Source organism: Dyadobacter ginsengisoli DSM 21015, assembly GCF_059568735.1.
Genome location: NZ_JCANTY010000003.1, coordinates 331,728 through 357,183, shown reverse-complemented (window position 1 = coordinate 357,183; position 25,456 = coordinate 331,728). Strand labels below are relative to the sequence as shown.

The following is a 25,456-nucleotide window of genomic DNA, read 5'->3' as shown; positions in this document are numbered from 1 at the left end:
TGATATGAAGAAGATATTCACCAGTTTGTTTTTAGCGGCGGTTTTTATGGGCTGTTCCGATATTTTAGAAGAAAAACCCAAATCGCTTGCCTCGGAAAACTTTTACAATACAGCAGCGGAAGCCAAAGCGGCTGTCAATGCGATTTATGGACCGATGCGTGTCGACAATGCATTGTCGACCAATTATCCCGCACAGCTCGAAGGATTGGCGGATTATGGCAATTCCAGGGGGACGCAGACGCCTGTGAGTTTATACCAGGGACTTGATAACACGAATGTCAACCGCGTCGCTACGATTTGGGACAACTTTTACCAATCCATCCGGAATGCGAACCTGGTCATTGCCAATGTTCCGAAAGGTACGAGCATGACGGACGCGGAAAAGGCGTCGTTTGTCGCCGAGGCGAAATACATGCGATCGCTCATATATTTTGCGATGGTGCGTAACTGGGCGGGCGTGCCATTGCGCACGGAGGAAAATATGACTGTAGCCGACATTCCCCGGTCCAGTGTGGAGGATGTTTATAAGCTGATCGTCGCGGATGCACTGGTAGCCGAAGCCGGGTTGCCCGATAGTCCGTCCGAAATCGGTCGGCCTACGAAATGGGCTGCAAAGACCTTGCTGTCGGAAGTTTACCTGTATTTGGAAAAATGGGAAGACTCGCGTGCGAAAGCGAAAGAAGTGATCGACTCTAAGAAGTATTCGCTGGTGGCGGTGAGCACTTCCGAGGATTTTCAGAAGATTTACGGGCCTGAGGTAGTGAATACGTCGGAAGAGATATTCTACTTTAAATATTCACGTCAGCAAGGTTTTGGTCTGGTAAGCTACGCACACCGCAAGATCGGGCAATACAACTACTACGGCCCCGGAGGCGTCTATGCGCAGTACACCGATTCGGTTTCCAATTCGGTGATCAAGAACTGGGATTTCAAGGATTTGCGCAAAAACCACATGTTTTATAATGTGGATATCGGCCTTGGCAAGACTTCCCTGTTATATCGTAAATACCGCGACCCGCTGGCAACCAGTGGTGCCGGTAACGACTACCCATGGTACCGCTACGCCGATCTGCTGCTTTTCCACGCAGAGGCCGACGCCCGCACCAACGGTAAACCCACTGCGGATGGACTCGAAAGCCTGAACAAAGTGCATCGCCGTGCTTACGGAAAGCCGGCCGAAACGGCATCCACGGTTGATTTTAAACTCTCGGATTTCACGCTTCAATCTTTTATCGACAAGGTAGTTCAGGAAAGAGGTTATGAGACCATGTACGAAGGCAAGCGCTGGAACGACCTGAAACGTCTTGGAATAGCCAAACAGCGCATTCTGGAAGTAAAGAATATTGTGGTAGCCGAGAAACATATGCTCTGGCCTATCCCGAATTCGGAGATTTTATATAACAAAGCCATCACAGCCAAGGATCAAAATCCCGGGTATTGAGTCTTGAACAAACAGAATTTCAAAATCAGGTTTTTAAATAATGAGAAAAAAAATAGTATTAGCACAGTTTGCATGCTGCCTGGCATTTCTGCTATCGGGGTTTCGGCCGGAGTTTAGGTTCACTGCCGAAGCCCGGGTGGAACCACCGGTACAGCAGGTCGATGTCTGTATTTACGGGGCCACATCGGCCGGCGTGATTGCAGCTTACACGGCGAAGAAAATGGGTAAGACGGTCGTGTTGATCGAGCCGGGCGGACATTTGGGAGGCATGACTTCGGGTGGCCTCGGTTACACGGATATCGGTAATAAATATGCGATTACCGGCTTGTCGCGGGACTTTTATCGCCGCATTGGAAGGCATTACGGCAAGTTCGAGCAATGGACATTCGAGCCGAAAGTTGCCAAACAGTATTTGCAGCAATATCTCGATGAGGCGGGCATTAAGGTAATCTACCAAAGCAGGGTGATCAGCGCCAGTAAGTCGGGCGCTGAAATTAAATCCATTATTTTGGAAAACAGCTTGAAACCGGATGCAAAAGCCAACCGGACCGTTGCGGCAAAAATGTTCCTCGACTGTACTTACGAGGGGGATCTGATGGCTAAGGCAGGCGTCAGGTATGCGGTGGGCCGGGAGGCTAACGCCGATTACAACGAGACGATCGACGGCGTACAGTTCATGAAAGGGCACCAGTTGCCCGATGGTATCGATCCTTATAAGGTGGAGGGGAAGCCGGAAAGCGGTTTGCTTTGGGGCGTTTCCAATGATAAACTGGAACCCAATGGAACCGGCGATAAAAAGGTACAGGCCTACAACTACCGCATCTGCCTTACCTCCGACCCGAAGAATATGGTTCCCATTACCAAACCTGAAGGTTATAACGCAACGCATTACGAGCTCCTTGCGCGCCTGATCGCAAAGCAACCGGAAAGGAAAGCGCTGAACGATTACTTCATCTGGAGTAAAATGCCCAACAACAAGACGGACATTAATAATCGCAACGGCTTTTCGACGGATATGATCGGCATGAACCACGACTATCCCGACGCCGCTTACGCCAAACGGGAGCAGATCATTAAAGCACACGAAACCTACACCAAAGGCTTGCTCTACTTCTTCGGCCACGACCCGCGCGTGCCCACGGAGCTTCGTGAAGCGATGCTGAAATGGGGTTATCCCAAAGACGAATATGTGGAAACGGGTAACTGGTCGCCGCAGTTATATGTACGTGAAGCGAGAAGGATGATCGGAAATTACGTGATGACACAAGCCAACTGCGAAGGAAAGGAAGTGGTCAAAGATGGTGTCGGGATGGCTGCTTATACGATGGATTCGCATAATATTCAGCGCATTGTGGTGAATGGTATGGCTAAAAACGAAGGTAATGTCGAAATCGGCGGCTTTGGGCCTTACCCGATCGCCTATGGTTCGCTGGTGCCGAAAGAGAAGGAATGCACCAACTTGCTCGTACCTGTTTGTCTTTCCGCAACACACATCGCCTACGGATCTATCCGCATGGAGCCGGTGTTTATGGTGCTCGCCCAATCCTCCGCGATCGCGGCTGTAATGGCTATTGACGCCAAAACGAGCATCCAGCACATTGATATTCCGAAATTACAGGCAAAACTCAAAGCCGACCCATTGGTGAATGGCGCAACGCCCGAAATCCTGGTCGATAATGAGGATGTTAAGCAGGTTTCGGTTAAGGGAAGCTGGGAACCGGTGAAAAAAGGGGGCTATGGGCCTTCATTTTTAACGACAGCTGAAGGCGATAAAAACGGTGGTTCGGTGACTTTTACTCCTGAGATCGCGAAAGCAGGTGCCTATGATATTTATGCCTATTTCCCCAAAGTCGCCAAACCGGCTTCGGAAATAAAACTGTCGGTAAAGCATGGCAATGAAGTGAAAGACCTGACTGTTCGCGAAAAGGACATTGTCGTAGAAGGACAGACGTCGGGCGAATGGTATCATGTCGGAAAATTCAATCTCCCGAAAGGCAATGCTTCGGCGGTGAATATTTCGTCGGAAGGCGCTTCCGGGGCGGTGGTAGCGGATGCCATTCTGTTCGTGCCCGGTTCAAAATAGATTTCTAAATCCTAATCAGAATATTGATGAAAAAAATACTCTTTCTGTTCCTGATCACCATTTCACAGGTCGGGCTTACGACCGCTTTTGCACAATCCTATGAAGCCGATGTGATCGTTTATGGTGGTACCTGTGCTGCGGTCACTGCGGCGGTTCAGGTTATAAAATCCGGTAAAACAGTGTTGGTGGTGTCGCCCGATAAGCATTTGGGCGGACTTTCGTCCGGCGGCCTCGGCTTCACCGACACGGGAAACAAATCGGTGATCGGTGGGCTCGCGCGTGAATTCTACCACCGCGTTTACCAGCATTACGACAAGCCCGAGGGGTGGCATTGGCAGAAGAAAGAAGAATATGGCAATAAAGGGCAGGGAACCGTGGCTATGGACGGAGCCGAACGCACGATGTGGATCTTCGAACCGCACGTTGCCGAACAGGTTTTCGAGGATTTTGTCAAGGAAAACAATATCAAGATCTACCGCGACGAATGGCTGGACCGTAGCAAAAATGGCGTCCAAAAGAACAAGGGCCGCATTAGTTCATTTAAAACATTGAGTGGCAAGACATTCAAAGGAACAATGTTCATCGATGCGACCTACGAGGGCGATTTGATGGCCGCTGCGGGCGTGAAATACCATGTGGGCCGCGAAGCTAACAGCGTTTACAATGAAGAATGGAACGGCATTCAGGCAGGCGTTTTCCAGCACAGGCATTATTTCGCCAAGAATATCAGCCCTTATAAAGTAGAAGGTGATCCCAAAAGCGGCCTGTTGCCTTATGTCACAGCGGAAAAAATCGGCAAGAACGGTGAAGGCGACCACAAAATCCAGGCCTACTGCTTCCGCATGTGCCTCTCGGCGCACCCCGAAAACCGTATTCCGTTCGCCAAGCCGGCAGGTTACGATCCAGCGAAATATGAGTTGCTCGCCCGGGTCTACAAAGCCGGCTGGACCGAGACTTTCGATAAATACGATCCGATTCCCAATCGCAAGACCGACACCAATAATCACGGGCCGTTCAGCACCGATTTTATCGGTCAGAACTACGATTATCCCGATGCCACTTACGAACGCCGCAAGCAGATCATTCAGGAGCATGAAGTATATCAGAAGGGCCTGATGTACTTCCTGACCAACGACCCGGCCGTCCCGGCCGATGTACGCGCCAAAATGAGCGAATGGGGCTTGCCGAAGGACGAGTTCAAGGACAATGGCGGATGGCCACACCAGATTTACGTCCGGGAAGCACGCCGCATGCTAGGGCAGAGCGTGATGACCGAAAACGAAACATTAGGCAAAAAAGCGGTGCCGCAATCCGTTGGAATGGGCTCGTACTCACTCGACGCGCACAACGCGCAGCGTTACGTGAAGGAAGATGGCTTCGTGCAGAACGAAGGCGACATCGGCGTGCATCCTAAAACACCCTATGGCATTTCCTATGGCTCTATTGTTCCTAAGAAGGTGGAATGCGAAAATCTGCTGGTACCGGTATGCGTTTCGGCGTCGCATATTGCCTATGGTTCTATCCGCATGGAGCCGGTGTTCATGATCCTGGGGCAGAGCGCGGCAACGGCTGCCGTTCAGGCGATCGACGCCAAAGTGGCGGTACAGGATGTGGATTATGCCAAATTGAAGGAACAATTGCTAAAAGACAAACAGAAGCTGGAACTATAAAAAGAGGTACCGCTCACTCAATCGGGTAGCCGGTCACTCGAAACTGCTTCGTAAGGGAGATAATACCGCTTAATTTCGGGTTACGTTCATTCTAAACTTAAATGAGATAACCATGAAAACTGTATCCCTGAAAAATCTGGCAAACTATCTGATGTTATTCGTCTTTGCCGCAGGCATGCTCGCTTGTAGTAAAGATTCCGATGATCCGACCCCTGAGACGCCACCCGGAAACGCGGTAGAAGGTTCCTGGAAGATCAATGCGATGACGGTCGATCCGGCCCAGAACGGCGTGTCTGATGTACTTGCGTTTTACGAAGTATTGACCGGGAAGAAATGCCTGTCAGAGACAGTCATTACATTCAAAGGCAACGGTACTGTCGATGCCAAAGTGCCTTCGGGCTGCGAAGACATTATCGACGAAGTGGATGTAGTCGACAGTACCTCGAAGTGGACTATCAAAGACAAGAAGATCATTCTGACGGAAGGAAGCGACGTCACCGAATTCGACCTCGAAGCAGGCAAGACCGAAATGAAATGGTCGACTATGGAGGAGGAAGATGGCGTCAAATACAAAATGACAATCGTATTCAAAAAGGTATAAACGTATGAACAAGGAGAAAGCCGGACAGCGAACAAACAAAACTTTCTCTTTAAATTTTATAAATTCGCCAATGAATAGCCGGACATAAGTCCGGCTATTTGCATAATATTGCACTTATTCCGATGAAACCCATTCAAAATCAAATGTCATCCATTACAGCGCCTCGCTCAGATGCTTCCCACCTTTTTAGTGCTCCCGTTATAGTTGCAGCCCTTGGTTACTTTGTAGACATCTACGATTTATTGCTTTTCGGCATCGTCAGGCTGCCCAGTTTGGCGGCACTGGGACTGTCGGAGGCCGATATTTCCATTACCGGCGCCAGCATTCTGAACTGGCAGATGACCGGCCTGCTGCTGGGAGGAATTCTGTGGGGGGTACTAGGCGACAAGAAAGGCCGCCTGTCGGTACTCTTCGGTTCCATTATCACGTATTCATTGGCTAATATCGCCTGCGGGTTCGTGCAGGACGTTACAGTTTACAAGCTGCTTCGTTTCATTGCCGGCGTAGGACTGGCTGGAGAGCTGGGCGCGGGCATCACGCTGGTGTCGGAGATCCTACCCAAGCATTTGCGCGCAATCGGTACTTCGCTGGTGGCAGGCATTGGCTTGCTCGGCGCAGTGGTGGCCTATTTCACGGTTGAGTATTTCGACTGGCGTTATGCCTATTTTATAGGCGGTGGCCTGGGAATTTCCCTTTTGCTGCTAAGGATAGGTGTTTTTGAGTCTGGTATCTTCAAGGATATCAAGGATCAGAAACATGTCGAAAAGGGCAACTTCTTTGCACTGTTCAATAACAAGGACCGCCTCGTTCGCTATCTCAAATGCATTGGTATCGGGCTTCCTACCTGGTTTGTGATAGGAATTCTGGCCACATTTAGTAACGAATTCGGGAAGGCGCTGGGGATCGATGAGCCAATCAAACCGGGGCTTTCCATCATGTGGTGTTACGTAGGCCTTTCTATCGGAGATCTTTGCAGTGGCTTCATCAGCCACTGGCTCGAATCCCGGAAGAAGGCTGTTTTTTACCTGATGGTCTTCACCCTTATCGCAAGCGTCGTGTACCTGTTTGCAGGAATACGGTCGGCGCAGATGCTCTACACCGTCGCGGGCTTACTGGGCTTCGGGATAGGTTACTGGGCGATGTTTGTAACCATCGGCGCGGAGCAGTTCGGGACCAACCTCAGGGCCACGGCAGCTACCACGGTACCGAATATGGTACGCGGAACGGTAGTGCTAATGACCACATTATTTGCTACTTTTAAAGGTTCTTTTTCTGTCATTCAGGCTGGGGCGCTGGTAGGTGTCATCTGTTTTGCGATCGGCATCTTCTGCATTCTTACTATCCCCGAAACACACGGAAGGGATCTGGATTTTCTGGAAGAGTAGCGGGAGTGGTCAGGTATGGTCAAGTGTAGTTAGGGATGGTCAGATGTAGTCGGGAGAAAAAATTTCAATCCTGATAATTCTGACAATTATTGACAACCCATGACGCCATTTGACAAAAGGAACGAAGTCACAAATACAAGTAAAGACGTTTAAACATAACAGAAACGAAAATGGAAAGACGCGTAGCGCTTAAAAGCATGGCGGTTGCCATGGGCGCCATGGCGGGTTTGCCTTCCTGGGCATCCGGTTGGAGCAAAAGTGCGGTGGGAAAAGGGAGGCTGCTACCGGCGGACCAATCCAAAAATCTGACGATGATTGTGGAAACCATCATTCCCAAAACAGATACGCCGGGAGCCGGTGAGTTGGGGGTAGGGGATTTTGTTCAGAAAATGGTGAAAGACTGCTACGACGCGAAAGCACAGGCGAGCCTGGCCAGCGGTGTTTCCAATGTCGATGAGCAAAGCATACAACGTTTTGGGAAGTCATTTGCAGATGCGGGCAAGGACCAGCGCCTGCAACTCCTGCAGGAAATTGAAAAGAGCTCCGATGCAGATCATAAGGCATTTTTCAGCATGGTCAAAAACCTGACGATCCAGGGATATATGAATTCGGAATATGTCATGACCAATATTACACATTACGAAATGGTCCCGGCCCGTTATCATGGGTGTGTACCTGTTAAAAAGGGATAAAGGAAGAAAGGGAGGATGGAGGAAGGAGTCCCTTCCTCTATCCTCCCTTTCTTCCCCTTCCTCCTACAAAAAAACTATGGCGAATTTTAATATAGATAGTAAAAAAGCCCGTACCTACGATGCTATTGTAATTGGCTCAGGGATCAGCGGCGGTTGGTCGGCGAAGGAACTGACCGAGAAGGGTTTGAAAACACTTGTGCTGGAACGCGGCCGGGATGTACAGCATATCAAGGATTATCCCACCACGAATATGATGCCGTGGGAATTCGAGCACCGGGAGAGGCTCCCGAAAGAGATTGTAGACGCCAACCCGATTGCCGCGCGTTGCTACAATTTCAAAGAATCGTCCGCGCATTTTTTTGCAAAAGATAACGAGCACCCCTATGTCCAGGACAAGCCGTTCGACTGGATCCGGGGCTACCAGGTGGGTGGTAAATCATTGCTATGGGCGCGGCAGACACAGCGGTGGAGTAAGTATGACTTCGAAGGACCTGCACGCGACCAGTTTGCAGTAGAATGGCCGATTGGCTATGACGACCTCGCACCCTGGTACAGCCACGTGGAGAAATTTGCCGGGATTACCGGGAATAAGGACGGTATAGACGCCTTGCCCGACGGGGAATTTCTTGCACCGCACGATCTGAATTGTGTTGAGAAATATTTTAAAGAGCAGGTATCGAAGCAATATAAGGACCGGCATATCATCATCGGACGAGCAGCCCACATTACCGACCCGCAGCAGATCCACCTTGATCAGGGCCGTGCGAAGTGCCAGCATCGCGTGATGTGCGAGCGCGGATGTCCGTTTGGCGGATATTTCAGCAGTAATGCGTCAACGATCCCGTGGGCGATGAAGACGGGTAATATGACGCTTCGGCCGCATTCCGTGGTTCATTCGATCATTTACGACGAAAAGAAACAGAAAGCATCGGGCGTAAGGGTGATTGACTCGAATACGAAGGAGATGATGGAATTCTATGCCGATATTATTTTCCTGAATGCAGCCGCATTGAACTCAAACCTCGTATTGCTAAACTCGACCTCACACCGCTTTCCGAACGGACTGGGTAATGACAGCGGTCTGCTGGGTAAATATGTTGCGTTCCACAACTACCGCGCGACCGTCTCAGGCGAATACGAGGGCTTCCTCGATTCTACGACAGACGGGCGTCGTCCGAACAGTGGCTATATTCCCCGTTTCCGCAATCTATACAAACAGGAAACGGACTTTCTGAGAGGCTACGCCGCCGGTTTTGGTGCTAATCGAATTACTTATTCAGACCGTAACGGACTGGGTGAGTCGCTAAAATCGAATTTGCATGAAACCAAATATGGTGGATGGAGTGTGGGGTCGCATATGATGGGCGAAACCATCCCGAAAGAAAGCAATTATGTCGCGCTGGATAAAGGCATTAAAGACCCGTTCGGTATTCCACAGCTCAAAATATCTGTCGGTTACGACGATAACGACGAGAAGATGATCAAGGATTATATGGAGCAGGTGAGCGAGATGTTCACAAAGGCAGGCTTTACCAATGTGCGGACGCATGACAACCACCGTAATCCTGGTAACGATATCCATGAAATGGGTGGTGTACGCATGGGTAAAGACCCTAAAACCTCCCTGCTCAACAAATGGAACCAGTTGCACCATTGCAAAAATGTTTTCGTGACCGATGGAGCTTGTATGACGTCGACCGCGACGCAAAATCCTTCGCTTACCTATATGGCCCTGTCGGCCCGGGCTGCCGACTACGCCGTGAAACAAATGAAGGCGAAGAATTTGTAACCAATTGTTGATATTTTTTAACAAAAGCCGTTGTTCGTCAGGACAACGGCTTTTTTGTGCCCTGTGCTTTGATAAAGGATATAATTAAAAAAAGTTTTAGTTTTTTTAATTTAAGGATAAGGGGTTTTGAGTACAAGAAAGTCTTTTAATTATTACATACGAACAGATACTCAATGCACGATCCTTTGCTCAACCCGGAACCGAAGCGCCCTGGGCCATTTGTGCCTCCCGCACACGAAGGCAGGGCCCCTGTAAGTGAAATTGACTCTGCTATATTCCTGAAGGCGACTTTCGAACAAAACCCGGGTAAGGGCCTGGAGTTGTTGTTCAAAAGGTATTATAATCCGCTTTGCAGTCATGCGGTGAGGTTCGTGTATTCCAAGCAGATTGCGGAAGATCTGGTGAGCGAGGTGTTCTTTCAATTTTATCGCACGAGAGCGTACGAGAACATTACTTCTTCTTATACCAGCTACCTTTTCCGTTCTGTCCGGAACGAATGCTATACGTATATGCGTAGAGAGTTCGGCAAAATGGACACGCTGGAAATGACGGAGGAGCATACGATTTCAACCTACCATCAACAGCCGGATGCCGAAATCCACTACAATAATCTGTTCCTGAAAGTCAATGAGGTGATCGGAAGACTGCCTACACAGTGTCAGAAGGTATTCCTGCTGAGCCGGTTTGAGAATAAAAAGTACCACGAGATAGCAGATGAACTGCATATTTCGCCTAAAACTGTCGAAGTGCACATCTCGAAGGCATTGAAACACCTCCGTTCTGCTCTTCACGGAGAGTGGATGATCTCCCTTTGCCTTACCATTTTGAGTATGATATAGCCCTCCGGTGGGCTGGTCAGTCAACGTTGTAAACCGAACCGAACATGGAAAGAATTATATCTAAATATACGCTCTTCGAGTACCTGAGCGGGCGTGCCAATCCGCTGGAGAGGCAGCTGGTAGAGGACTGGATCGTGCAGCAGCAGAACGCCGAAACATTTCATCAATGGCTCCTGGAATACGAAACCAAATGTCCGCAGTTTATGCCCGATCAGGATACAGCGCTGGAAGGCCTGCTGCGAAGGCTGGATTCCGGGATTCACGCCTCCGGGGATGAAGTAAGGATAGAGGAGGAGAGCCATGCGCGTTCATGGCTGGGCAGCAGAAGCAACCGGTTCTGGCTTGCGGCTGCCTCAGTGACCTTGCTGGTAAGCTGCGGCTGGTGGTTTCGCGAACCGCTGCAATACAAATCCTACCAGACCGCCTACGGGCAGAATACGGACGTCTACCTCGAAGATGGAAGCCGTGTCGCATTGAACTCCAATTCCAGATTGAAGGTACCCAGGCTAGGCTTTTTCGGAAGTGTGCGGGAAGTCGTTCTGGAAGGAGAAGCAGAATTTTCAGTAAGCCATACTATTGATCATAAGCGGTTTGTGGTCAAAACATCGGATGCATTTCAGGTGGAAGTGCTTGGTACGACGTTTTCGGTCTTTGCACGTCCAAGAGGAACCAAAGTAGCATTGAAATCCGGAAGTGTCAGGATCGATTATTCGCAGAACAACCGGCGGAAAGAAATCATGATGGAACCGGGCGACCTGGCATTTCTGGATCCGGAAGGCATAGTACAGTTAGAGAGAGAGCAGGACATGAGAACGTTTGCTGCCTGGAAGGAGCAACGGTATATGTTCAACGGGACACCGGTACGGGAGATCCTGGCGATGATCGAGGAGAATTTCGGACAGAAAGTAATCCTTTCCGACTCGAATCTTGCCCAGCGTTCGATCACCGGGAACTTCAAGACCAAGAACGCGGAGGAGCTGCTGAAGACTATCTCGGAGGTGCTTGATGTACGAATCCAGCAAAACGGCTCCAATATCCTTTTAACGAACAATTAATAATTCCAAACCACTTGTTTATGAATCTAACGCTATCTGCCAAGCAATGGGTGGCGATCGGGATCGTGTTGATGACACAATCGTCCCGGATCGTACATTCCCAGGTCATTGCCTTTGCATCGACGCCGGCCAAGCAGCACAACTCCATTGGTCAGGAAATGAAGCTCAAAAATGTTCTGCTCGATTTGCAAAGGCACTACGGGGTGGAAATCATTTTTGAAGACCGCCTGGTGGGCTCCGTAAATGTCGCTTCCAGCAGTCTGGACTTTAACCAGCCTATCGAAAAAAATCTCGACGTGCTCTTGCGGCAGAACGGGCTGAAATATAAGAAGACCAGGAAGAACACCTTTGTCATTACCGAAGGCAAGGCAAAGGAAGCCACCCCGGTGAAGGATAACAAGGAGGAGGCCATGGCACTGCCGGAACAGCAGGTGCCGGGGAGCGTCTCAACTGCTCCCGGTGCGGTTGAGATAGCAGCCGTGGACAGAACTGTAAAAGGAAAAGTGTCGGACGAGTCGGGTGTTGCCTTGCCGGGCGTGAGCGTATTGCTGAAAGGCACGCAGCGGGGAACTTCCACCGGAGCGGAAGGGGATTTTACGCTCGATGTGCCGGAAGGTGGTCAAAACGTATTGGTTTTTAGTTTTGTGGGTTACAAGTCGCAGGAGGTGACGCTCGGAAATCAGTCGGCTATCAATATCAAGCTTGCTCCGGATGAGAACGCGTTGGAGGAGGTAGTGGTTGTGGGTTATGGTACTGTTAAGAAATCGGATCTTACCGGTGCCGTCGGTACTATTAAGGCTGACGTGTTGCAGGAGCGTCCGGCATCTTCATTGAACCAGGGACTTTCAGGCCGTATTACCGGAGTCAACGTATCGTCCAATTCGGGGCGTCCGGGTGGTCGTGCCAATATCCGTATCCGTGGAGCGAGCTCCATCAGCGTTTCCAATAACCCACTGTACGTTATTGACGGGGTTATTCTGAATGCGGTGGAACTTCAAAATGGTAGTACGCCGATCGATTACCTCAACCCCAACGACATCGCCTCCATTGAAGTATTGAAGGATGCTTCTTCGACCGCTATTTACGGTGCGCGCGGTGCCAACGGGGTAATTCTGGTGACCACCAAACGGGGTGTAGCGGGTGGCGGAAGGGTTACTTACGATACGGATTTCAGTATCGGCGTTGCACCCCGAAAGCTGGATGTGCTTAATTCCAAAGAGTTTCTTGCCGTGGAAGAAACGATCTATGCCAACGCGGCGAAGTATGACCCCGTAGGCTGGGCTACCGGTACCAAATATACCGACCCCAAGCGGAAACGTACCAATCCGCGTTTGTTCGATTCCAGCGGTAATCCATTGTATGATACCGACTGGCAGGACGTGATGTTCCAGAAAGCTTTTACCCAAAATCATCAGCTTGGTTTTACAGGCGGTAATGAAAAAGGTACTTATGGCGCATTCCTGAACTACCGCAATGAAAACGGTATCGTTAAAGAATCGTGGCAAAAGCGTTTCTCCGGTCGGTTTGTATTTGATACACAAATCAAATCCTGGCTGAAAGTGGGTGGTACACTGGGCTACACCGATCAGAATGAGAAACAGATCGACCAGCTGGGTGGCGGTGGTATTACCGCCATGCGTCAGGTACTGGAAGCATTGCCGATCATTCCGATAAAGTATAGCGATGGCTCGTGGGCGAGCAACCGGGACTATCCGGGTATGGAGGGCGGGGATAACCCGTTGCGCGTAGCCGGAGAGCGTCTTTTTTACCTTCGCACACAAACCATGCTGGGAAATATGTATGCGAATATCAATCTGGCACCAGGACTTGAATTCCGGACCACTATCGGTACCAATGTGATCAACCAGCGAAGGGATTATTTCGCTGCAAAAGGTTTGCAATACATTTCCGCCAACGGGGATGCGAGCGTTATCAATAGCCGGCTCAACTCGTGGCAATTTGAGAATTACCTGACCTACAATAGAGACTTTGCAAAAATCCATTCGGTGAATGCGATGCTCGGGTTGTCGTGGCAGCATGTAGACCGTTTTGACAACACCGCAACTACGCAGGGTTTCGATGATACCTATTTTCAGTTTAATAACCTGGGAGCAGGGGCGAGCCCGCAACCACCCGGGTCAGAGGGAACAGCCTATGGCCTGAACTCTTACTTTGCACGGGTGAACTATGGGTTGATGGACAAATACCTCGTGACTTTCACCGGACGTATCGATGGTTCTTCCAAGTTTGGTGCGGCCAACCGGTATGCATTCTTCCCGTCGGCGGCAGTAGCGTGGCGGGTGACGGAAGAAGATTTCATGAAGAGCGTTTCTGCGATCTCCAATCTGAAGATTCGCGCCAGCTACGGTGCCACGGGTAACTCTGAGATCCCTGCTTACCGCGCTTTGGCGGGTATGGCCAACAACATACCTAACGTGATCGATTACAGCGTGATCTTCAATGGTTCACGTAATATCGGTACAGGGATTGCGAGGATGTCCAATGCTAACCTTCAATGGGAAAAAACCCAGCAGGTTGACCTGGGTATTGAGCTGGGTTTGTTTTCAAACCGCGTGAACTTCGAACTGGATCTTTATCGCAGAAAAGTGAACGACATGTTGCTCGATGCGCCGCTACCTTTCACCACGGGTTACAGCAGCATCTTTACCAACATCGGCAGTATGGAGAACAAGGGGGTTGAATTTGCGGTGAATTCCACCAATATCCGGACCGACAATTTCTCATGGAGTACTACTTTCAATATCTCGGTCAATAAGAATAAGGTACTGGCACTTTCAGGCGGCAGCGATATCTTCTCCGGAGCGACTGTCATCCGTGTTGGCGAGCCGGTAGGGTCATTCTTTGGAAGATCTCATCTGGGAACCTGGTCGACGGCGGAAGCTGAGGAAGCCAAGAAGTACAATAAGTTGCCCGGTGACGTCAAATACGGAGATCTGAACAAAGATGGTATTATCAATGACAACGATCGTACGATCATCGGGAAAGGCATACCGGACGGTTTCGGGACATTCCTGAATACGTTTAACTTTAAAAACTGGTCACTGACGGTAGATCTGCAATACATGTACGGCAACGATGTGCTCGACAGAAGTATCCACTCGGCCGAGGATAGACAAGGTATCGCCAACAGCTATAAAACTGTCCTCAACGCCTGGACGGAAACCAACCAAAATACGCCGATCGCTCAAATCCGCCCGATTAATGCCTATTATGATACCAACAACGATAGCCACAAGGTTACCGACGCTTCGTTTATCCGCGGACGAAATCTCCTGCTGGCGTATAATTTCCCGGCGGGTGTGGTTTCCAAACTGAAACTGGACAGGCTCAGAGCTTACGCTTCGGTACAGAACTTCTTCGTGGCGACCAAATACAAAGGCTATGATCCGGAAGTATCCAATTCAGGTTCACCATTCGATCAGGGATTTGGATTGTATGACTATCCCAAACCACGGGTATTCATGCTGGGTTTAAACATCGGTTTATAATTATTCTGACCATTATCTGAAATACCAATGAATCGTATATCAAGAAAAATAGGCCTCTTTACGACGTTGCTGGGCGCGTTTATGACGGTGGGCTGTTCCGACTTCCTCGATGAATCGGATCCCAGCAACTTTACGGTTGAAAACTATTTCACAAAGCCTGAGCACGCAAGAAGTTCCGTAAATGCAATTTATGCCAACCTGCGCGTACCTTTGGGCAGTGGCTTTGGGGGCGGAACCTGGATGATGACGGAATTCGCGACCGGCCTTGCGGCAACCGACCTTGGACAAGCTGTAAACAGCTATTTCGTGAAGGATCTCAGAAACACTTCCGACAATGGCTACGGGCAATCTTACTGGCAGTTTTATTACAAGGGAATCGCGAATGCTAACCTTTCGATTGCTAAAATCCCGGGGATCAGCATGGATGCAACAGAGGCTAAAAAGCTGATGGGAGAGGCTTATTTCCTCCGCGCATTCTATTACTTCAATCTCGTGCAGATGTTCGGGAACATTCCGATCATCACAGCCCCGGTAGATCTGCAATCGGAACAGCTGCGTCCGACCCAGTCAACGCCCGAGCAGGTTTATAATCTGATTGTAGAAGATCTCAAACTCGCCGAAGCGGCAGGTTTGCCGATGACAGACGTATCCGGAAAGGTTAGTATGGGAGCTGTGAAGTCATTGCTGGCAAAGGTTTACCTGACGATGGCAGGCTATCCGCTGCAAAAAGGCGCAGCCTATTATGATCTGGCTGCCAAAAAAGCAGAGGAAGTAATCGATTCGAAGCAGTTCAAACTGTTTGGTTCTTATGATGACCTTCATAATCCCGCCAAGAAGAATATTGAGGAAAATATATTCATGGTACAGTTCAAGACGCAGATTCTCCCGTCCAACTGGCAGGTGGCCATTATCCCTTACAACAAGAATATTTCCCAATATTCCGACGAAACGGGGGGGATTTATGCGACTGCTGATTTTGTGAAATCCTACGAAGCCAATGATCTTCGTGCAAAGGAGAAGCAATTCTTTTTTACCAAATTTACCAATGAAGCCGATCGAAGCAAGGAAGTGGATCTGGGGGGATACTTCATTTACAAGCATTTTGATAATGTGGCCCAAACAAGCACAGCCAACAGTGATTTGAACTGGCCGGTAATCCGCTATGCCGACGTGTTGCTGGTGTATGCAGAGGCTGCCAACGAAGTGGGCGGTCCTTCTGCCAAAGCTTATGATGCGGTTAACGCGATCCGTACCCGGGCTCAGCTGCCAAATCTGACCGGTCTTTCAAAAGATACATTTCGTGAGGCGGTATGGAAAGAACGCTGGTATGAGCTGTGTTTCGAGAACATCACCTGGTTTGATATGGTAAGGCTGCGTAAGGCGCTCAATGTGAAGACCAAGAAGTTTGAAGACTACGTAGGTCATAAGTTCAGCTATGGCCCTACGGTAACTGCCCGTGAGTTGCTTTTCCCGCTTCCGACAGCAGAGGTTCGCAACAATACCAATCTGAACCAGAACGTAGGATATTGATTCATAGATTAGGTTAATAATTAAGCTTCCCTAAGCTTAATCGCAGTAGTAATAAAAACGCCGCCGGACATTTCCGGCGGCGTTTTGGTTTTTTTGGTGAAAAAAACCAAAACGCCCCATTACGATCTTCGAATTCCGAACATTGTCGCTCGCCCGATCGCTCTGTGGCACTGAGACCGTAGTAAGTCGTGAAACACCCAAAACGGCAAGTCGTTGCATTGGATACCACAGCTTATTTTTTCTGATTACTCAATTGATTTTAAGTGCTTTCCGGCGATGTCTTGCCAGCGATAGAGATGAAAAGTCTTGTCGTCGCTCATGGCTACGAAGAGGCCTTTTGCGAAATCACCATTGAGAGATATTGATGTGACGTCTGATCCGTCGCTGTGACTGGCTTTGACTGTTATTTTCCTCAACACGGTATGCTCATTCGGGTTGCCGGGCGCTCCTTCCCGGGGGAAGATCTGGAAACTGTTGGCCCCCTGGTCGGAGACGAGGATGTATCCGGTCGAGTCGGTAAGCTGGTAAATAGAGATGCCCTCGTGGTCTTCAGTAAAACCTTTCGTTGCGAAAAGGGCCAGTTCCTTGTTCCCTTTTTCAGGATCGGCGTAATACTTTCGGACACCCTTTCCTTCATCGGAGTAGTAGATGTAGCCCAGCTGGTCGTCAACCGCGATGGACTCGATTTCTTTGAAAGCACTATAAGCACCGAATTTACGAACCAGGGACGCTTTCACCTTACCTCTGCCATCATCCTCAAGAAGATATTGCCAGAGATAGGTACCGTCGGTCGGGCCTGACTTCCTGCCCACAATGGCGTAGACCTTACCACCCTTGTTTTTGTAAAGCGCAATGCCCATCAGATCGCGCTCATTTGCTCCGGTTTGCCCCCAAAAAACCTCAATGCCTCCGTTATCGACAGGTTTCATATCAGGCAGGCTGTAAATACGGAGTTTGTGTGTAAGGCGCTCGGTTGCCACAGCGATATCGACAGGTTTGCCTCCCAGGCTCAGGCCGTATTCAATGTCGACATTATCGGGGCGCTGCAGACCCGTAACGGTTTTTTCACGAAGCAGTTTGCCTTGAAGATCGAAAACATACAATCCGCCGTCCTGATCCTTATCTGTACCGATAATGAGGCTCTGGGCTGGATCGCTGGGGTTGATCCAAATGGCCGGGTCGTCGGTATCGTGTGCTACGGTGTCGGTGATGAAAACGGGTTGTATGATGGCATTAACCGTATCGGCATGGGCGGCGGAATGCATTGGGGCGTTTTGCTGGCCCTGGCAGGCAAGGAGAGAGGCCGCCAGGCCAATGGCCGGGAGTAAGGATACTTTCACAGTCATATAAAAAGAAAAAGCTCCCGGCCGGTAAATGCAGGCCGGGAGCATATTAGGAGATGATTACTTGGTTCCGAATGCGCCGATGTAGTCGGCAGGGGCGGGGGATTTGTAGGTTACGCCATTAACGAGCAGCCCGTCGGCATATAGCTGGGTGAAATTGGTTTTTCCTTTACCGAGGGCCGGCGAGCCAGCCTGCACGTGGAAGTCCCAGGCGGTGTTGAAAGTGGCGTTTTTATTGTCGGTAGTCAAGGGGTAATTGACGAACTTCGGATCATTATCACCTACTTTGGCTGAGATCAGGTCGTTGGTGCCTTTCAGGATTTCAACCGAAGGCTGGAACTGCTTCACAGCTTCGTCGGTAGAACCATAATACAACGTGTTATCGATCCGGGAGCGGTCGTCCACCGAGTTCTCTGCATTTTCTTTCTTGATACCAAAGCGATCGTTGGCCAGCAAGTTGTTGTAAAGATCCACTCTTACCGTTTTTTCAAGCCAAATGGACCCGCCTTTGGTGGTAGGTCTTCTCCAACCGGCATTGACAATGGTATTGTTGTAGCCAACGATGTATGCCTGGGGTGTTCTTACACCGGAATTGGAAAGTTTTAACGCATTGGTATTCGGACTGTATACGAGGTTAAATGCCACGTCGGCCTGAACGCCGGACTTGATGTTGATGGCATCGCCACCCGAAACACCGGTTGTATAAAACGTGCTGTTGGCGATGATCACTTTACCGCCTTCGATATAGAATCCGTCTTCATTGAAATTACGGATCGTGCTATTCATCACCACCAGTTTACCGTCGATATTGGGGTAATAAAGCACCGGAACGTGCTCTCCTGCGATAGCTTTGTACAACCCGGCTTTCACGGATGGTGATTCCTCGGTCGTTACTGCGCCGCCATACTCGAGAATGGTGTAGTTCAATACAAATTCAGCAGACTTGGGGCCGGCAATCAAACCGCCCCATAGGTTTCCGAATTGGTTACCCGTTGTTTTCCAGGCATCGGGAACCGTGAATTTTACAGGTGCGCCGGCAGTACCCAAGCTGTAAAGGTTTCCTTTCACCACCACTTCCGGTTTCACGACGGAATCACTGAAAAGGACGGTGACGCCTTCCTCGATGGTCAGAGATTTGCCCTCGGGCACCTGGATGTGCCCTGTCACTTTGTAAGTATTTCCCTTTGTCCAGGTACCCGACACTTCTCCGGCGACACTTTGCTCGGTCGGTTTGTTGTCTACAGGAGTTGGATCTGACTTGTCGTCGCTGCAACCGGCGACGATAAATGCCGCAAGGGCGGAAAGAATAAACAGATGTTTCATTTTGGAGTTGTTCATGAGTATGCAATTTTTGATAACAGATTAAAACTTGTATCGGAAGCCCAGCAGGTAAGTGCGTTGGTAGCGGTCGCGGCGGATGAGTGTTTTCCCGGCCAGATCCTGGTTTGGAATGTTCGCATTGGACGCGCTGACGTTTTTCATGTACACTTCCATAGGCGTATCGAGCAGGTTATTGGCTTTTATAAAAACACCCAGACCATTGCGGAATGTCTTTTCAAGAGAGGCGTCCATCTGAATAAATCCTTTTTGCCAGAGATCATTGTCAAGGAACTGGGACACAGTATTGATCCTGTCGCCCGTGTAGCCCCCCGCCAGCTGTGCATCAATGCCGTTCTCCTGGTTTTTGTAAAGTACCGACAGGTTTGCCACGTGCGCCGACTGACCATAAAGCGGACGGGTCTGATCGACATTGATCGTTTGCAGGTCGCCGCTCTCGTTACGTATGCGTCTGGACTTGGGGGTAGTGATGCGTGAATGCGTGTAGGTGTAGTTGGCTTTGATGCCAAACTGCTTCACATATTTGATATAGTCTATTTCCAGACCGTAGTTTTTGGCGTTCCCGAAATTGCCGGGAACGTAGTAAATATCCTGTCCCCGGATCGCGTCGCGTTGCAGGGTATATTCGATCGGGTCTTTGATGTGTTTGTAAAAAAGACCTACCATCAACTGTTCGGACGGCTTCGGAAAAAGTTCGTAACGCAGGTCGATGTTGTCGGCAATGGCGCGCTTCAGGTCCGGGTTGCCGCGTTCCTGGTATTCCTCCTGAACAATCCGGTAGGGGACGATTTCAAAGAATCCGGGGCGGTTGATGGAACGGAAATAGGAGGCACGGAGGTTGACGCGGTCTTCCGGTTTGTATTTCAAATGGAGACTGGGGAGAAAGTCTGTGTACACTTGTTTGCCCTCGGGACGGTCTTCGCCAATCGGAAACAGCATGGAGTAGCCCTGATCCGTGCTCTCGACCCGCATGCCTCCCAGTACTTCCATGCGTTGTATTTCTGCTTTAAACTGAATGAAACCTGCCTTGATCCGCTCGGTCGCATCGTAGTTCAATGCGCTGGCAACAGAGCCCCGTGGATTCTGAATGGTCCAGCGGATCTGGGTGTAGTCAGTGAAATCTTTTCCGTATTCGGCAAATGGGTCAGCCGGCCTCAGCTGATAGTTGTTGTAAAAGTTCGAGCGTGATTTGTCACGATACAGCCCGCCCACAGTCCATTCTACCTGCGCCATGCTGATGGCCATGTTGTAAATCAGACTCAGATAACCCGAAATGTCGCGGTCCGAATTATGCTCCCAGCGCGCCGAGGCGTCACCGACGGTCGTCCTGCGTTCCCGGAAGTTTTCCATAACACCCGTCAGGGGTACGGTCACATTATCCGGTACCTCGTTGGTTGCTTTGGAATACACCGCCGACCACTGCAGTGCCAGTGCATCGAGCAGCTGATGTTTCCCCTGAAGGGTGCTGTTCAGGATCTGTTGTTTGGTAAGCCGGGAGCGGGTCGAATAACCTAATGTGGCATTACCTGCAACCGGATCATAGCCGCCGATGGTCAGCTGGGTCGCTTTGGTGTCTCTTATCTGTACATTGGTCAGGTTCATCCATGCATTGTAAAACTGAATCTTATGTTTTTCATTGAACCGGAAATCAATTTTGGCATGCAGCCCTATGCGGATTTGCTGTTCCGAATATGCGCGCTCACTCATTTTGGTCAACGTTTCGCCGCGCAGGGTATCCACCGCTTCCGAGTCAAAAAAAAGACTGTTACTACCTCGGTGCGTGTTTTGATAACTACCTGCTACCAGAATGCCGAGTTTATCATGGATGAACCGGTTTCCCACGGCAAGGCTCCCGAGCAGGTTTGGAAGCGGGGTTTTGAGGGTATAACTGGCCGGCGCTTTTGAAAAATCTCCGGGGGTTGCGTTGTACTGGTTTCCTTGCAACTCGTAGGGCGATTTTGATGCGATATTCCGGAAATCATACCCCATGAATTTCCGCTGCATGAACAGCTCGTTATAGCCTGTGGAAATGTTGGCCGACAATGTAAACCGGTCGGGCGCATCTCTCATCACCATGTTCACCGCTCCGCCGATCGCGTCGCCTTCCATGGCCGGGGTAAGCGCCTTATATACTTCCAGGCGGTCAAGGAGATCGGAGGGGAAGATGTCAAGGGGAACGTACCGGTACTTGTTGTCCGGGCTGGGAATTTTGACACCATTGACGAGCGTGTAATTATAGCGTTTATCCATTCCGCGGAGAATGGCGTACTGGCCGTCGCCATTGCTGTTCCGTTCGATGGAAATGCCGGATATACGCTGAATAACATTGGCAACCGTGAGATCCGGGGATAGCTGGATCGTTTTACCGGAAACGATGTTCATGACCTGGCCGGCGTTACGTTCCATGAGGCGTGCCGTATTGTCGCTGGCTCCGTCCCGCTTGCCGGTAACTGCTACTTCTTCCAGTTTGAGTCCGGCAGCTGTTTCGAGCACGAAGTCCAGCTGCACCGTTTCATTACCGGTAATCGTAAAATCTTTTTGTAACGGTGCATAGGAAATGTGATGAATATTCAGGCGATAGGAGCCCTTCAGAAGATTAGAAATGGAAAAGGAACCATCCAGCCCGGAGATGTCTTGCCTATCAGTACCTTCTATGGTGATCACTACGCCCAATGCAGGTTCGCCAGTGGCTGCTTCGAGCAGTTTTCCTTTGAGTGTTCCCGCATGCAGGCTCGTGACCGCCATGAAAAGCAAAAGTGTATACAGGTAAATTTTACGGATCATCGCGTCAGGGAATCGTTGTGGGAGTATCCGGCATTTGCGCCGGTTTCGATCGTTGATGCGAAGGTGTGCAGAACAAAGTCAGTGATCCAAATCCCGGCCGTTAACAAAAGGGCAACAGGCGTTCCGGGAGCGTTACATTAGGGCAACAAGGGGGTGTTTTTGAATATAATTGATTGTTTTTCAGGTAAATGCAATCAATTTGTGCGCCATTATCTTTGTGTTACCGCTGTATTAAGAAACTGTTAACGGCACTTAAATAGACTGGATATAAGCCGAGAGGTTATCGCTCGGGGCGAGGTGCATTTTCTTGCGCAAACGGTGCCGGATCACCCGGAGACTGTCCTGGGAGATTCCAAGCAAGGTTGCGATGTCCGCGGAAGTCAGGTTCATTTTGATGAGCGCGATGAGCCGCAGGTCATTGTTGGTGAGAGGCCCCGTTTGCTGCTGAAGGCGGTCAAAAAAGGACTGGTGTACCTGCTCGAAAATACCACGGAATTCCTCCCAATGCTGGTCGTCCTGCAACCCGTCACTTATTTGTTCTGAAAGCAGTCTGATCTGCTTCCGCTGGTCGCGTTTATCGTCTTTGACCATCTCATCGAGCTTCGAGCGGAGGTCTTCCAGCAACTGGTTTTTCCGGATAATGTGCAGAGTATAACTGCTCAACTCCTGCATTTTCGTTTCGAGCTGTTGTTTGAGATTCTCTTCTTCGAGTTTCTTGTTTTTTAATTCAACTTCCATCAGTTGATTTCGTGCTTCGTATACCTGCTTGTGTTGTGCGCGGAGTTTCTGCTCGTTCCTGATTTTCAGGCGCTGCCGGCTGATGATCAATGCGGCTACCAGGATAATGAGTACGATGACGATGCCGGTCGCTAGGGCGATCAGCGTGTCTGTCCGGCGCGCCTGGACCAGTCTTTCGATCTCGATGTCTTTTTTTTCAATTTCGTATAGTGTTTGCAGTAATGCGAGCTGTTTGTTGCTTTCTTCGGAATAGATATCGTTGAGCAGGTTCCGGCCCAACGAGAGGTAATGAAAAGCGCTATCGTTCCGGTTCAGCAAATTATAGGCCTTTGCCATGTCGTTGAATGCGCTGGAAATCTGATAGCGCTCGCCATGCGCTTTGGCAAGATCGAGGGATTTTACACTGTATGCTAATCCATCTCTGAACCGGCCGGTCTTCCTGAGCACGTCTCCCAGGTTGTTCACTACTTCTACCTGCGCACCTGCATTGCCTGTTTGTTCATTCAGTCTAAACGCTTTATTGAAATAGAAGTAGGCCGAGTCGTATTTTTCAAGGTCTTCATAGATGCTTCCAATGTTTTCATAAATCTTCGCTTCGCCATCTGGACGGTGATCGAGCTGGTAGGCGAGCAATGCTTTCCGTTGAAAAAGAAATGCGCTGTCATAAAGCTGCCGCTTCTCGTACAGATGACCCATTCTGCCGTAGGTTTCCGCTTTGCCGGATTCCAGTTTCAGATTTTGGTAAATGCGCAATGCTTCGTCGTACTGTTTTCGGGCAAGCTGGGGCCTGCGCGTGCGATAGTACAGCTCGCCCAGCATATCGAGATTGGTAGCCAGCATTTTTTTCTGGTCGAGAATGCGGAATAGTTTTTCCGCTTTCAGCAGATAATCGAGTGACTGGGGGTAATGGCCGGAAATGAAAAGCAGGCGGCCGATCTGCTGTTGGTATACTGCCGCATTTACATCCTGTTTCTGTTGAACCGCATCGTTATACTTCGCTTTTAAGTGGAGCAGGACAGAATCGGAGTTTTGGGGGCTGACCGGTATGCTATGTTCAGGATATTTAATGCCTGTTTCAGTTTGGGCAAATACACGTACTGCGTAAATCGTCCAGATCAGAAACAGGATGATGCCTTGAGATGTGGGAGAGAGGGGCTGACTACGGGCGCGGCCGGTATGCATGGCAGTTAGCGCTGGGTTAATTTCATGCAAGTTACGTTGGTGAGGCCCGCATGAATGCCAAAAGCCATTGAAATACATCAATGGCTTTTGAAAAATAATATTGAGGTAATATTGGGATTACACTCAGAGGAACCGGTTGATCAGATTTTCCAGGTATTCCTGTTTGCCGGAGATTGTTGCTGGTTCGCCTTTGGTTGCCGCGTATTCGAACAGATCTTCCAGTTTCAACGCTCCTTTTTCGAACTCGTTTCCTTTGCCTCCGTCGAAGCTCGCATAGCGGTTCTTACGGATTTTATCGTATTCGCCGTTTTGAATGATCTTGTCCGCGATCACCAAGGCACGCGCCACGGTGTCGATACCGCCGATATGTGCGTGGAATACATCATCCACATCGGTGGAGTTGCGGCGACGTTTGGCATCGAAATTGATACCCCCGCCCTGCAGACCACCCGCATTCAGGATCACCAGTAATGCGCGGGTCCATTCGGCGACGTCGTTCGGGAACTGGTCGGTATCCCAGCCATTCTGGTAATCGCCGCGGTTGGCATCGATCGATCCCAGGATTCCGGCGTCCGCAGCTACCTGCAATTCATGTTCAAATGTATGGCCGGCGAGTGTGGCATGGTTTACTTCCAGGTTCAGACTGAAATCGCTCAGCAGGTCGTGTTGGCGCAGGAAGCCGATTACGGTCGCTGCATCGTAGTCGTACTGGTGCTTGGTAGGTTCACATGGTTTCGGTTCGATGAAGAATTTACCCTTGAAACCTTTGGCACGCGCATAGGCAACCGAAATTTTAAGCATTTGCGCGAAGTGTTCCTGCTCACGTTTCATGTCAGTGTTCAGCAGGCTCATATATCCTTCGCGTCCGCCCCAGAATACATAGTTTTCACCGCCCAGTGCGATGGTTGCATCCAGGGCCATTTTTACTTGTGCACCTGCATGTGCGACAACATCGAAATCGGGGTTGGTAGATGCTCCGTTCATATAGCGGTGATGCCCGAAAAGGTTCGCAGTTCCCCAAAGGAGTTTAACACCTGAAGCCTTTTGTTTTTCACCAAGATATGCTGTCAAAGCTTGAAGGCGCTTTTCATTGGTGCGCACGTCGTCGGCGTAATCTACCACATCTACATCGTGGAAACAGTAATAAGGAAGGCCGAGTTTGGTGATAAACTCAAAAGCTGCATCGGCTTTATCCTTAGCACGGTCTACTGCGTCGGGCTTCTTATCCCAGGGATAAAAAAGCGTAGGTCCGCCGAAAGGGTCCAAACCCGCACCGCAGAATGTATGCCAGTAGGCCACCGCAAAGCGAAGGTGTTCTTTCATGGTTTTGCCCGCAATGACGCGATTTTCGTCATACCAGCGGTAAGCCAGCGGGTTGTCGGTTTCCGGTCCTTCAAATGCGATCTTTCCGATACCTTTAAAATACTCCTGTTCTCCGAGTAGAATGCTCATTGGAATGTTGTTAATCGTTTTATAA

General features: G+C 49.8%; 16 protein-coding genes. 11 read left to right on the top strand and 5 right to left on the bottom strand.

The features are described from left to right. Nucleotides 1-4: 4 nt before the first annotated feature. The 11 genes from BP71_RS12245 to BP71_RS12195 all read left to right on the top strand — a co-directional run bounded on the left by BP71_RS12245 (nucleotide 5) and on the right by BP71_RS12195 (nucleotide 16,594). Nucleotides 5-1,441 (top strand): RagB/SusD family nutrient uptake outer membrane protein, encoded by a 1,437-nt coding sequence (locus BP71_RS12245; RefSeq protein ID WP_496379537.1) that lies wholly within the window; start codon nucleotides 5-7, stop codon nucleotides 1,439-1,441. 40 nt (nucleotides 1,442-1,481) lie between these two features. Further along, nucleotides 1,482-3,524 carry an FAD-dependent oxidoreductase gene (locus BP71_RS12240; RefSeq protein WP_496379535.1) on the top strand — a complete coding sequence of 681 codons (2,043 nt, stop codon included), beginning with the start codon at nucleotides 1,482-1,484 and terminating at the stop codon, nucleotides 3,522-3,524. Between the two features lie 26 nt (nucleotides 3,525-3,550). Beyond that, the gene (locus BP71_RS12235; protein WP_496379533.1) at nucleotides 3,551-5,194 is read left to right on the top strand and encodes an FAD-dependent oxidoreductase; all 1,644 of its coding nucleotides are present in this window, start codon (nucleotides 3,551-3,553) and stop codon (nucleotides 5,192-5,194) included. 112 nt (nucleotides 5,195-5,306) lie between these two features. Next, nucleotides 5,307-5,795: a lipocalin family protein gene (locus tag BP71_RS12230; RefSeq protein ID WP_496379531.1), complete on the top strand. Its 489-nt coding sequence runs from the start codon at nucleotides 5,307-5,309 to the stop codon at nucleotides 5,793-5,795. A 143-nt stretch (nucleotides 5,796-5,938) separates the two neighbouring features. Then, nucleotides 5,939-7,180, top strand: coding sequence for an MFS transporter (locus BP71_RS12225; RefSeq protein ID WP_496379529.1), 1,242 nt, complete (start codon nucleotides 5,939-5,941; stop codon nucleotides 7,178-7,180). A gap of 170 nt (nucleotides 7,181-7,350) precedes the next feature. Continuing rightward, nucleotides 7,351-7,872 (top strand): gluconate 2-dehydrogenase subunit 3 family protein, encoded by a 522-nt coding sequence (locus BP71_RS12220; protein ID WP_496379527.1) that lies wholly within the window; start codon nucleotides 7,351-7,353, stop codon nucleotides 7,870-7,872. 76 nt (nucleotides 7,873-7,948) lie between these two features. Continuing rightward, entirely contained in the window at nucleotides 7,949-9,661 is a 1,713-nt protein-coding gene (locus BP71_RS12215; protein WP_496379525.1) for a GMC oxidoreductase, read from the top strand. Between the two features lie 173 nt (nucleotides 9,662-9,834). Then, a complete protein-coding gene (locus BP71_RS12210) occupies nucleotides 9,835-10,500 on the top strand; it encodes an RNA polymerase sigma-70 factor (RefSeq protein WP_496379523.1) in 666 nt (221 codons plus the stop codon). A 44-nt stretch (nucleotides 10,501-10,544) separates the two neighbouring features. After that, nucleotides 10,545-11,555, top strand: coding sequence for a FecR family protein (locus BP71_RS12205; RefSeq protein ID WP_496379521.1), 1,011 nt, complete (start codon nucleotides 10,545-10,547; stop codon nucleotides 11,553-11,555). Between the two features lie 20 nt (nucleotides 11,556-11,575). Then, a complete protein-coding gene (locus BP71_RS12200) occupies nucleotides 11,576-15,064 on the top strand; it encodes a SusC/RagA family TonB-linked outer membrane protein (RefSeq protein ID WP_496379519.1) in 3,489 nt (1,162 codons plus the stop codon). A 27-nt stretch (nucleotides 15,065-15,091) separates the two neighbouring features. Beyond that, the gene (locus BP71_RS12195) at nucleotides 15,092-16,594 is read left to right on the top strand and encodes a RagB/SusD family nutrient uptake outer membrane protein (protein WP_496379517.1); all 1,503 of its coding nucleotides are present in this window, start codon (nucleotides 15,092-15,094) and stop codon (nucleotides 16,592-16,594) included. Between the two features lie 245 nt (nucleotides 16,595-16,839). On the opposite strand, the gene BP71_RS12190 is transcribed toward BP71_RS12195, so the two are convergent. The 5 genes from BP71_RS12190 to xylA form a co-directional block, all read right to left on the bottom strand. Then, complete coding sequence (locus BP71_RS12190) at nucleotides 16,840-17,940, bottom strand: phytase (RefSeq protein ID WP_496380585.1); 1,101 nt, start codon at nucleotides 17,938-17,940, stop codon at nucleotides 16,840-16,842. 57 nt (nucleotides 17,941-17,997) lie between these two features. Then, nucleotides 17,998-19,275, bottom strand: coding sequence for a beta-helix domain-containing protein (locus BP71_RS12185; protein ID WP_496379515.1), 1,278 nt, complete (start codon nucleotides 19,273-19,275; stop codon nucleotides 17,998-18,000). Nucleotides 19,276-19,299: 24 nt separating this feature from the next. After that, complete coding sequence (locus BP71_RS12180; RefSeq protein ID WP_496379513.1) at nucleotides 19,300-22,059, bottom strand: TonB-dependent receptor; 2,760 nt, start codon at nucleotides 22,057-22,059, stop codon at nucleotides 19,300-19,302. 252 nt (nucleotides 22,060-22,311) lie between these two features. Beyond that, nucleotides 22,312-23,979: a tetratricopeptide repeat protein gene (locus tag BP71_RS12175; protein WP_496379511.1), complete on the bottom strand. Its 1,668-nt coding sequence runs from the start codon at nucleotides 23,977-23,979 to the stop codon at nucleotides 22,312-22,314. 123 nt (nucleotides 23,980-24,102) lie between these two features. Continuing rightward, on the bottom strand, nucleotides 24,103-25,431 hold the full coding sequence (gene xylA / locus BP71_RS12170; RefSeq protein WP_496379510.1) for a xylose isomerase: 1,329 nt from the start codon (nucleotides 25,429-25,431) through the stop codon (nucleotides 24,103-24,105). Nucleotides 25,432-25,456 lie beyond the last annotated feature (25 nt).

What these genes read in the sequence shown, in the direction of transcription:
- BP71_RS12245 (WP_496379537.1), top strand. Translation starts at nt 5, where the DNA reads ATGAAGAAGATATTCACCAGTTTGTTTTTAGCGGCGGTTTTTATGGGC.
- BP71_RS12240 (WP_496379535.1), top strand. Translation starts at nt 1,482, where the DNA reads ATGAGAAAAAAAATAGTATTAGCACAGTTTGCATGCTGCCTGGCATTT.
- BP71_RS12235 (WP_496379533.1), top strand. Translation starts at nt 3,551, where the DNA reads ATGAAAAAAATACTCTTTCTGTTCCTGATCACCATTTCACAGGTCGGG.
- BP71_RS12230 (WP_496379531.1), top strand. Translation starts at nt 5,307, where the DNA reads ATGAAAACTGTATCCCTGAAAAATCTGGCAAACTATCTGATGTTATTC.
- BP71_RS12225 (WP_496379529.1), top strand. Translation starts at nt 5,939, where the DNA reads ATGTCATCCATTACAGCGCCTCGCTCAGATGCTTCCCACCTTTTTAGT.
- BP71_RS12220 (WP_496379527.1), top strand. Translation starts at nt 7,351, where the DNA reads ATGGAAAGACGCGTAGCGCTTAAAAGCATGGCGGTTGCCATGGGCGCC.
- BP71_RS12215 (WP_496379525.1), top strand. Translation starts at nt 7,949, where the DNA reads ATGGCGAATTTTAATATAGATAGTAAAAAAGCCCGTACCTACGATGCT.
- BP71_RS12210 (WP_496379523.1), top strand. Translation starts at nt 9,835, where the DNA reads ATGCACGATCCTTTGCTCAACCCGGAACCGAAGCGCCCTGGGCCATTT.
- BP71_RS12205 (WP_496379521.1), top strand. Translation starts at nt 10,545, where the DNA reads ATGGAAAGAATTATATCTAAATATACGCTCTTCGAGTACCTGAGCGGG.
- BP71_RS12200 (WP_496379519.1), top strand. Translation starts at nt 11,576, where the DNA reads ATGAATCTAACGCTATCTGCCAAGCAATGGGTGGCGATCGGGATCGTG.
- BP71_RS12195 (WP_496379517.1), top strand. Translation starts at nt 15,092, where the DNA reads ATGAATCGTATATCAAGAAAAATAGGCCTCTTTACGACGTTGCTGGGC.
- BP71_RS12190 (WP_496380585.1), bottom strand. Translation starts at nt 17,940, where the DNA reads ATGACTGTGAAAGTATCCTTACTCCCGGCCATTGGCCTGGCGGCCTCT.
- BP71_RS12185 (WP_496379515.1), bottom strand. Translation starts at nt 19,275, where the DNA reads ATGAACAACTCCAAAATGAAACATCTGTTTATTCTTTCCGCCCTTGCG.
- BP71_RS12180 (WP_496379513.1), bottom strand. Translation starts at nt 22,059, where the DNA reads ATGATCCGTAAAATTTACCTGTATACACTTTTGCTTTTCATGGCGGTC.
- BP71_RS12175 (WP_496379511.1), bottom strand. Translation starts at nt 23,979, where the DNA reads ATGCATACCGGCCGCGCCCGTAGTCAGCCCCTCTCTCCCACATCTCAA.
- xylA (WP_496379510.1), bottom strand. Translation starts at nt 25,431, where the DNA reads ATGAGCATTCTACTCGGAGAACAGGAGTATTTTAAAGGTATCGGAAAG.